Consider the following 8,458-nt stretch of genomic DNA (forward strand, 5'->3'; position numbering starts at 1 on the left):
ATCAAAAAAATGGACGATGCCCATTCAGAATTGGCGTATGGCGCTGAATCGATTTATGATTGAGTTTGGTGACCGTATTCAACAATACGACCACTTAACAATACGACCACTAAGTTGTTCCGTGGCATTTACACAGAATTTCTTACAGGCTCAAAGTGTCTGTTTGATCAGCGCTTTATAACAAAAAACGGTGTCTTAAAAGACACCGTTTTTTTGTTTAATCGGCTAGCTTATAAACTATGTATTTTATACAGCACGTCTCATTTTTTGTGCGACATAAGTTTTAACTTCTTCCGGTTGATCTACCAGTTTGACGATCGCGAAGGTGCAGTTGTCGCCATGTCCGTCCGATCTTTCACGTGCTTTTCTGATGAGTAGTTCAGATGCCTGACGTGGGGTATTTGCTGCAACTGCGGCGGACAATTCTGCATCAGTAAAATAATGCCAAAGCCCGTCAGAGCAAATCAGAAAAGAGTCACCTGCTTTTAAATCACTACGTTGTCCAAAACCGATATAAGGTGCGGTTGTGCTTGAACCTAAAACATTGACCAAAATATTTGACATACGATGGGTCTTGGCCTCTTCTGCAGTGATTTTCCCTTCGTCAACCAAGCGTTCAACGTAGGAGTGATCTTTGGTTCTCTCCGCAAAGTTAGGGCCACTAAAGCGATATAAACGAGAATCGCCAGCATATGCCCAAATTGCCTCTTTATTAGGAGTAATTACCAGCGCGACAAATGTACTGTGAGGTTCTTTTTCAGATGAAACGCCGCTAAGTTTAATAATCGTGTGGGCTTCATTAACGATGCTTTCTAATAATTGTTTTACGTCGTTAGTAGGATAAAATTCATCAAACAAAAATTTTGAAGTGCGAATCACCTGTTCTGCCGCTAACGCACCGCCACTCTTGCCGCCCATACCATCAGCGACCACTGCCATCATATAGCCAGGGGCATGCGGTGCTGCGAATAAGGCAGCTCTGTCCTGTTGTTCTTTCCTGTCACCAATGTGTTGTCCGGTGCCAGCTTCGATCTTATATTGGCTCATACGTCTTGGTAGATTAAACTAATGTAAATCAGTAATAAGCAGTAATAATTGATGATAAACAATTTTCACGAATACTGTTGCCCAAATTAAACTTCATTCTACTCGCAACCGGACGACTATGAGCCATCCAGAACAAATACAACAGCGCATTATCGAGCTGGAAGTCGAACATCGTGACTTAGATATCGTCATTGATACCTTGATTAAAGATATTAATCATGACGAATTGCAATTACGTCGGCTTAAAAAACGTAAATTACAACTCAAGGATCATATTACTCTTTTAAAAATGCAAATGATGCCAGATGTACCTGCTTAATACCTTGTTTTTTTTGCACTCGCGAAAGTTAAAATAGAAATCGCCTCTGAGGCTATCATTTATACGCGTTTGATCTACACGCACATCGTCATCACCGACATCACTGGCACCTTTTATTTTGACTGAACAGACACAAGAAACGAATGCTCCGGGCATTCATGACGACGAAGTTGAACAGATTTTTGGATTGACGGGCGCTTTAAGTACTTCGATTAAAGGATATCGTCCGCGTCAGGCGCAAACCGAAATGGCAAAAGCGATTGCCAGCGCGATCTCCGGTCAAAAAACCTTGCTGGCAGAAGCGGGCACTGGTACCGGTAAAACCTACGCCTATTTGACGCCGGCCTTGCTATGGGGCGGTAAGGTCATTGTCTCTACCGGCACCAAAAACTTGCAAGATCAGTTGTTCTTGCGAGATATTCCCATGATTAAAAAGGTGTTAAAAGCACCCGTCTCGATTGCTTTGCTCAAAGGTCGTGCTAACTATTTGTGTCATTTTCACTTAGAGCGGACTCTGCAAAATGGACGTCTCACATCGCGTGAAGATGTTGGTTATCTGCGCGATATTTCCCGATTTATGAAAACCACCAGCAGCGGCGATAAAGCCGAGCTGGCGCGCGTCCCAGAAACCGCATCGGTCTGGAATCTGGTGACCTCCACTAAAGACACCTGCATGGGGTCGGAGTGTCAGTACTATCAGGATTGTTTTGTCATGAAGGCGCGTAAAGAGGCGCAGCAGGCCGATGTGGTGGTGGTTAACCATCATTTGTTTTTTGCTGACGTGGCCTTAAAAGATACTGGCATTGCCGAGTTACTGCCTTCTGCTAACACGGTTATTTTTGATGAAGCACATCAATTGCCAGATACCGCGACGTTGTTCTTTGGTGAAACGATATCCACTTCGCAGGTCTTGGAATTATGTCGCGATGTGTTGGCAGAAGGCCTGTCTCATGCCCGTGACGGCGCTGAGTGGGCTAAGCTGGTGGCGCCGGTCGAGCGTGCAGCACGCGATTTGCGCCTCGCATTTCCTCAAGATATAGTGCGTTTATCATTGTCGCAAATTGCGCCGTCTAGTGAGTTTTTTCCTGCCTTAGAAACACTCAAAGATGCGATGGATGACATGATCGCCGTGCTGGAAAAACAAGCTGTCCGTGCCGAGACACTGGAGCAATGCCGTGTCCGTGCAATTGATCTGAACAGCAAGATCAATGACTGGAAAGAACCCGAGCCACCAAAAAGCAATTCTACTAAGGCGGGTGTCGCTGATAAGTTAGAAAAGGCCGACTATGTCCTGTGGGTAGAAGCGTTTTCTACTTCTTTGCAATTACATCGGACGCCGTTATCGATAGCGCCGATTTTTAATAAACAGCGAGAAGGTGTGCCGCGCACCTGGATTTTTACCTCGGCGACGATGGCAGTCAAAAATGACTTTACCCATTTTGTGTCACAAATGGGCTTATGGAACGAACCCGCCAGAACTTGGCCTAGTCCGTTTAACTATGCCGAGCAAGGGATTTTGTACGTACCAGAGGGCATGCCGCAACCAAATTCACGTGAATATACCGATGCCGTTGTGGATGCCGCTTTACCTGTCATCGAGGCTGCTGGCGGTAAAACCTTTTTATTGTGCACCACGATTAAGGCAGTCAAGCATTGTGCTGAACGCTTGCGGGAAGAATTCCAACAACGTGATTTGCCTTTCCCCTTATTTGTCCAAGGTGATGCCGGACGTACTGAATTGTTAGACCGGTTCCGCGCAGCTGGAAATGGCGTGCTGATAGGAAGTCAAAGTTTTTGGGAGGGCGTTGATGTGCGTGGCGATGCTTTGTCGCTGGTCGTGATCGACAAACTACCGTTTTCGCCGCCGGATGATCCGGTGTTGGCGGCGCGTATCGAGGCCATGGAGAAAAAAGGCTTGAACGGTTTTGTGCATCATCAACTGCCCGAGGCGATCATTAATCTGAAGCAGGGCGCAGGCCGCCTGATTCGGGACGAGACGGATAAAGGCGTATTGATGTTGTGCGATCCTCGCCTGATCTCTAAGCCCTATGGCAAACGAATCTGGCAAAGCTTGCCTGCGTTCACCCGCACCCGTGAACTCAGTGTAGTACAAGACTTTTTTAAACGGCTGGTAGACGCGCCAAAGTTAGTTGAGTAACTATACTCTGGGGTAGTAATTTTTAATCGTCCAGGGATTATATGGACAATACGATGTATTAATGAATATTTTTTTGGGAGTATATTTATATTGCTGTAAAAGAAAACAGCTGATTTAAATTTTTACTCCATAAAAAAGGGACGCAAATTGCGTCCCTTTTACTTACTCAACCGCTTAGTCGTTCAGCGATTGAGTAATTTGGATTACCAGATTGATACGCGCTCTGCTGGCGCCAAATACATCTTGTCGCCTTCTTTCAAATCATAGGCCTTATAGAAAGGACCCATGTTGCGCAAGCTGCCGTTTGCACGGATTTCGCCAGGTGAATGTGGATCTGTTTTCAACTGAACGATAGTCGATGCTTCACGCATTTTGCCACGCCATACTTGAGCAAAGCCCATGAAGAAACGTTGATCGCCTGTTAAGCCACCGATGACGGGTGCTGGTTTGCCGCCCAGTGATAAATGGTAGGCTTTGTAGGCGATTGCCAAACCAGAGTTATCTGCAATGTTTTCGCCCAGAGTCAGCTCACCATTCACAAAGTAGCCAGGGATAGGACTGAACGCGCTGTATTGCTTGACCAATGTCGCTGTTTTAGCCGCAAATTTCACGTGATCGTCTTTGGTCCACCAGTCACGCAAATTGCCTTTGCCATCATATTGCGCACCTTGATCATCAAAACCATGGCTAATTTCATGGCCGATCACCGCGCCGATGCCGCCGTAGTTGACTGCGTCATCTGCTTTGGCATTGAAGAATGGTGGTTGCAAAATCGCTGCCGGGAAGACGATTTCATTCATCTCCGGGTTGTAATAGGCATTGACTGTCTGTGGTGTCATACCCCATTCGTCACGGTCGATAGGTTGACCTAATTTATTTAATTCCACTTGGGAAGCGAACAAACGAGCATTGCGCAAGTTGGCAACTGCATCGCCTTTGACGATATTCAACGCAGAGTAATCACGCCATTTGTTTGGATAACCAATTTTGGGCATGAAGGTTGCCAGTTTGGCTTGGGCTTCTTTTTTAGTTTCTGGACTCATCCAATCCAGCGTATCGATACTTTGTTTGTAAGCTAACAGCAGATTGTTGACCAGTTTTTCCATTTTGGCTTTGTTCGCCGCTGGGAAATACTTTTCTACGTAAAGTTTGCCCAAGCTTTCGCCCAAACCAGAGTCAACCAGACGCACGCCACGTTTCCAGCGTTCTTCTTGTTTTGGCACACCACGCAAAGTTGTGCTGTAGAAACCAAAGCTTTCGTCCACAAATGCTTTTGGCAATTGGCTGGCAGCAGAGCTTAACAAATGCCATTTGAAATACGTTTTCCAAGTCTCCAGCGATGTGTTTTGCAGCAGCGTGTTAAATGCTGTCAGATAAGTCGGCTGGCTGACAATCAGGTAATCGATCTTGCCTTGTACTCCTAATGCTGAGAGGTAACCTGTCCAGTCGTAACCTGGTGTTAATGCATCGAGTTTGTTAAGTTCGATTTTGTTATACGCTTTGATTGGATCACGCAGTTCTACTTTGCTCCATTGGATCTTGGCAATTTCTGTTTCTAATGCCAGGATTTCAGCCGCATTTTTTGCTGCGTCTTTATCACCAGCCATGCTCAGCATTTTTTCTACATGGATAAGATATTTCGTGCGCGCGTCTTTGAGTTTGACGTCGTCATCTTTTAAGTAGTAATCGCGGTCCGGCAAGCCCAGACCCGATTGGCCGATGTCAAGCACATATTTGGTGGAATCTTTATTATCCTGGTGTACGCCGACATCCAGCGGAGCACCAACGCTAATGCGGTTAAGACCGGCGATAAATGCCGGTATTTGTTTTTTATCGGTGAGCGCAGCAACTTTGGCAAAATCGCCTTCCAGTGGTTTCAGCCCCATGGATTCAATCTTGTCGGCATCCATGTAGGTCGTATACATATCACCGACTTTGGCTGCCTCAGAACCTGCTTTAGGTTTTTGCTTGGACAAACCTTCAATAATGCTGCGCATGCGTGGAACGGTCGCTTCGCGCAAATCGATGAAGGCGCCAGCAGACGATTTGTCGGCTGGGATCTCGGCAGTTTTTAACCAGGAACCATTTACATGGCGATAAAAATCGTCTTGCGCCCGCACGCTGGTGTCATTGAATTTATTGTCGATGCCAGACAATAAAACAGAAGCGGAGGATGCGGCAGATTTGGCTGGTGTAGCTGGTGCAGCTTTTGCTGGTTCATCAGCATAGACGCTGGTAGCGCCGGCAAACATGAGCGCGATAGCGCTGAGTACGTGAGCTTTCACTAATTGATCTCCTGGGGTGATGGAATGAAGTGCTTGTCTTTATTGCTACGATCTTTTTTACTGAATGCGTTTTCCAACTTGTTTTGAAAATTTTGGTCGGATACCGCTAGCGGTGGCTGTTGAGGTTAATGTCAACAGTAGCAGCCAGTGCGATAGCGGACAATTCAGCATCTAATTGACCTGAATAAGGCCAAAGAGTTCGCCGATTTGCCTAAAAATTCAATTATTTTTTCAAGTACGTGACTCTGTTTGAAAATAAAATCAGCAAAGTATAGTAAAGCGCGGCAAATCCCCTGTCCATACCTACGTTATTTAAAAGCAATGAAAATCAGGTTTGGTGGCGTCGCTTTGCAACACAAGAGTGCTGGATCGCCAGACGCATAGATTACAATGCCGAACTTAAGTGCTGATGTCTGATGTATTTGTCAGCAATCTCCATACAATTAGAACAAAAGTAGAGCAAAACAACGCCATGTCTGATCTTCAATCGCTGACGGATTCTTTGATCAAATTTAGAGATCAACGAAACTGGAAGCAGTTTCATGATTTAAAAAATCTGATTATCTCTTTGCATTTAGAAACGGGTGAATTATTGGAATTGACTCAGTGGAAAAGTGAAGAGCAGATCGCTGCCTTGCAAAAGGAAGCGCATTTTCAGCAAGATTTGAAGGACGAGTGTGCTGATGTACTACACTATTTGTTACTCATAGCGGAGCAAAATGGTATTGATCTGATCGCCGCGGCGCAAGAAAAGATAGCAAAAAATGAGTTGCGTTATCCGGCAGGGGAGTCATACGGCTCTACTGCAAAATACACGGCTTTAGGCGCGAACATCAATACCATGGCAACAAAGAAAGAATAAAGGCCCGAACCTTTCACTCATTTGCCAGCAGGGCAGACGGTTGTAATGGTTTGGGTAGTAAGTACCACGGAATACCTCATTTTCAAGGAAATACTATGAACGACACTCTGACCATCGACGAATTTAATGCGCTGGAGCTGATTAGCAAATTACGTAAAAACGAACGTCCCAACGCGTGCATTGGCAGAAACTCCAAGCGCTTAAACGGTTTGAAATATATCAAACATAATAAAGACGGCAGTTTTGATATGACCGAGAAAGGTTTACAAACCTTGTTCGTCAAAAATTGTATTCAAGGTTTGCGTATGATTTCCACCGATCCTATGGCTCAGATCGGCAGCGATGTGGCGACGTTTTTAGGTAAAAAAGCGCATATCGTGGCACTGCCGGAGGGTGGTTTTGCGATTACAGATAAAGGCCGCGAGTCTTTGATCGATATCGATAGCGCACCGGCAGTCAGGGTGTAATATTTTGAGCATGCGGTTTAGTTTTTTACATGTAGTAGCTAAACTGCCAGACGAATCGCTTACTCTTCAATATCGTCTTTGATCAGAGTGATGCGCTGGATTAAAAACTCTCCATCGATCACTCTGCGAAATGGCACCCCCGTCACACGAAATCCCTCGCCACCTTCAGCAATCCATTGCTTGGCCTGAAGATCAAAGGCAGGGATGCTCATCCCCAGCATCTCTGCAAAAACGACAAACTTAGCACCCGGCTTTTGTCGCTTTACGATGGTTTCTAATGCGCTTATATTCATAGTGTTAATTTAGATACTCATAGTGGGTATATTTAATCGTCCAGATGTTTTCTGCTCTGCAGGTCATTTTTACTAAAATAGAGGGGGAGTATATCTATTTGGTAAGTATTGCGAAGTCGAATCCAGATGATTTTGTGTTTTCTCGTTGTTGTTAGCGTTGGCGCTAAAATTTTAGCCTCCACTTATCTACTTAATCAGGTGTCCGTTTCAACCAGATCCCAATTGTCTTCTTCGTTATAGGCAGTGATCCAATTGACTGCATGATGCCACTCTGGAATAACATCGCAACGAATATTGCCGACGGTTGTCTTGCCAATCAAATTAGCATGGCGTACTGCCCAATGCACCCGGTATAGTAAATCAGCCCAATCCAGAATGCGTGATTTGGATCGCAGCTGTATCGCTTTCTCCAGAACGCTAGCTTGTTCTATCGCTTGCGGGAAAAAACGCTGTAGTTTGCTGACGTCCGATGCATGCAAACTCAATTCAATCTCGTCTTGGATGCCTGCACACCAAGCGAGGAAGAACAGACGCTCTTTCTGGATTGCAAAGTGCGCTCTATCCTGACTGGACATTACATCGCTAAATAAGAATGCGTGTTCTTGTTCAGATAAATACGAAGCCATTTGATGTGTTGTTATGTATTGGCGAAAATAGCTTGGGTGCTCTGCCTCTGCTGCCCCAGTCACCGCCCACAATGCTATTAAACGCTGGAATAAGGCATCCTTGCTGCGCAAATTCACCTCCTCATCTGATTCAATCAAAGGGAGCTGAAGATTGATGCGGATACCTCGCTTATGCAGTATGGTCTCCGAGAGAAATTTACGGCTTTCTGGATTCATAAAAATTCAAAATAGATTGTGGTCAAACCAGTATTGTCAGGTAAGTACAAGGACTTTGTTGATTAATTTATGTAATGATTTATAAAATATGTAGGACTTACGCAAAAACAAGAGAATTGTAACAAGATGTAAAGACGTAAACCTAAAAAAGAAAACGGGTGTGTACAGTTCTGGACATGCCAAAA

9 protein-coding genes are annotated in these 8,458 nt (G+C 45.0%); 5 read left to right on the top strand and 4 right to left on the bottom strand.

Translation table 11 applies throughout. The features are described 5' to 3' along the window. Nucleotides 1–181 (top strand): hypothetical protein (locus AAKU64_RS21710; protein WP_354335570.1); only part of this gene is annotated, 181 nt, incomplete at its 5' end. Between the two features lie 65 nt (nucleotides 182–246). On the opposite strand, the gene AAKU64_RS21715 is transcribed toward AAKU64_RS21710, so the two are convergent. Further along, on the bottom strand, nucleotides 247–1,047 hold the full coding sequence (locus tag AAKU64_RS21715; RefSeq protein ID WP_354335557.1) for a PP2C family protein-serine/threonine phosphatase: 801 nt from the start codon (nucleotides 1,045–1,047) through the stop codon (nucleotides 247–249). Between the two features lie 118 nt (nucleotides 1,048–1,165). On the opposite strand from AAKU64_RS21715, the gene AAKU64_RS21720 reads away from it, so the two are divergent. Further along, nucleotides 1,166–1,366 (top strand): YdcH family protein, encoded by a 201-nt coding sequence (locus tag AAKU64_RS21720; RefSeq protein WP_322119213.1) that lies wholly within the window; start codon nucleotides 1,166–1,168, stop codon nucleotides 1,364–1,366. 118 nt (nucleotides 1,367–1,484) lie between these two features. After that, nucleotides 1,485–3,524 (top strand): DNA repair helicase YoaA, encoded by a 2,040-nt coding sequence (gene yoaA, locus AAKU64_RS21725; protein ID WP_354363009.1) that lies wholly within the window; start codon nucleotides 1,485–1,487, stop codon nucleotides 3,522–3,524. 203 nt (nucleotides 3,525–3,727) lie between these two features. On the opposite strand, the gene AAKU64_RS21730 is transcribed toward yoaA, so the two are convergent. Next, nucleotides 3,728–5,809 carry a M13 family metallopeptidase gene (locus tag AAKU64_RS21730; RefSeq protein ID WP_354335561.1) on the bottom strand — a complete coding sequence of 694 codons (2,082 nt, stop codon included), beginning with the start codon at nucleotides 5,807–5,809 and terminating at the stop codon, nucleotides 3,728–3,730. A 472-nt stretch (nucleotides 5,810–6,281) separates the two neighbouring features. Between AAKU64_RS21730 and AAKU64_RS21735 the strand changes: the two genes are divergently transcribed. Together AAKU64_RS21735 and AAKU64_RS21740 are read left to right on the top strand one after the other, a co-directional pair. After that, nucleotides 6,282–6,671 carry a nucleotide pyrophosphohydrolase gene (locus AAKU64_RS21735; protein WP_354335563.1) on the top strand — a complete coding sequence of 130 codons (390 nt, stop codon included), beginning with the start codon at nucleotides 6,282–6,284 and terminating at the stop codon, nucleotides 6,669–6,671. Between the two features lie 95 nt (nucleotides 6,672–6,766). After that, nucleotides 6,767–7,138, top strand: coding sequence for a hypothetical protein (locus AAKU64_RS21740; RefSeq protein ID WP_354335564.1), 372 nt, complete (start codon nucleotides 6,767–6,769; stop codon nucleotides 7,136–7,138). 59 nt (nucleotides 7,139–7,197) lie between these two features. On the opposite strand, the gene AAKU64_RS21745 is transcribed toward AAKU64_RS21740, so the two are convergent. After that, nucleotides 7,198–7,431, bottom strand: coding sequence for a hypothetical protein (locus AAKU64_RS21745; protein ID WP_354335566.1), 234 nt, complete (start codon nucleotides 7,429–7,431; stop codon nucleotides 7,198–7,200). 194 nt (nucleotides 7,432–7,625) lie between these two features. Further along, nucleotides 7,626–8,273 (bottom strand): DUF4272 domain-containing protein, encoded by a 648-nt coding sequence (locus AAKU64_RS21750; protein ID WP_354335568.1) that lies wholly within the window; start codon nucleotides 8,271–8,273, stop codon nucleotides 7,626–7,628. Between the last annotated feature and the right edge of the window lie 185 nt (nucleotides 8,274–8,458).

It is taken from the genome of Undibacterium sp. GrIS 1.8, from assembly GCF_040544445.1.
In the GTDB taxonomy this organism is placed as follows: Bacteria; Pseudomonadota; Gammaproteobacteria; order Burkholderiales; family Burkholderiaceae_D; genus Undibacterium.

Bases quoted from the DNA above. Each gene is read 5' to 3' on its own strand.
- AAKU64_RS21735 (WP_354335563.1), top strand. From the start codon at position 6,282: ATGTCTGATCTTCAATCGCTGACGGATTCTTTGATCAAATTTAGAGAT.
- AAKU64_RS21740 (WP_354335564.1), top strand. From the start codon at position 6,767: ATGAACGACACTCTGACCATCGACGAATTTAATGCGCTGGAGCTGATT.
- AAKU64_RS21745 (WP_354335566.1), bottom strand. From the start codon at position 7,431: ATGAATATAAGCGCATTAGAAACCATCGTAAAGCGACAAAAGCCGGGT.
- AAKU64_RS21720 (WP_322119213.1), top strand. From the start codon at position 1,166: ATGAGCCATCCAGAACAAATACAACAGCGCATTATCGAGCTGGAAGTC.
- AAKU64_RS21750 (WP_354335568.1), bottom strand. From the start codon at position 8,273: ATGAATCCAGAAAGCCGTAAATTTCTCTCGGAGACCATACTGCATAAG.
- AAKU64_RS21715 (WP_354335557.1), bottom strand. From the start codon at position 1,047: ATGAGCCAATATAAGATCGAAGCTGGCACCGGACAACACATTGGTGAC.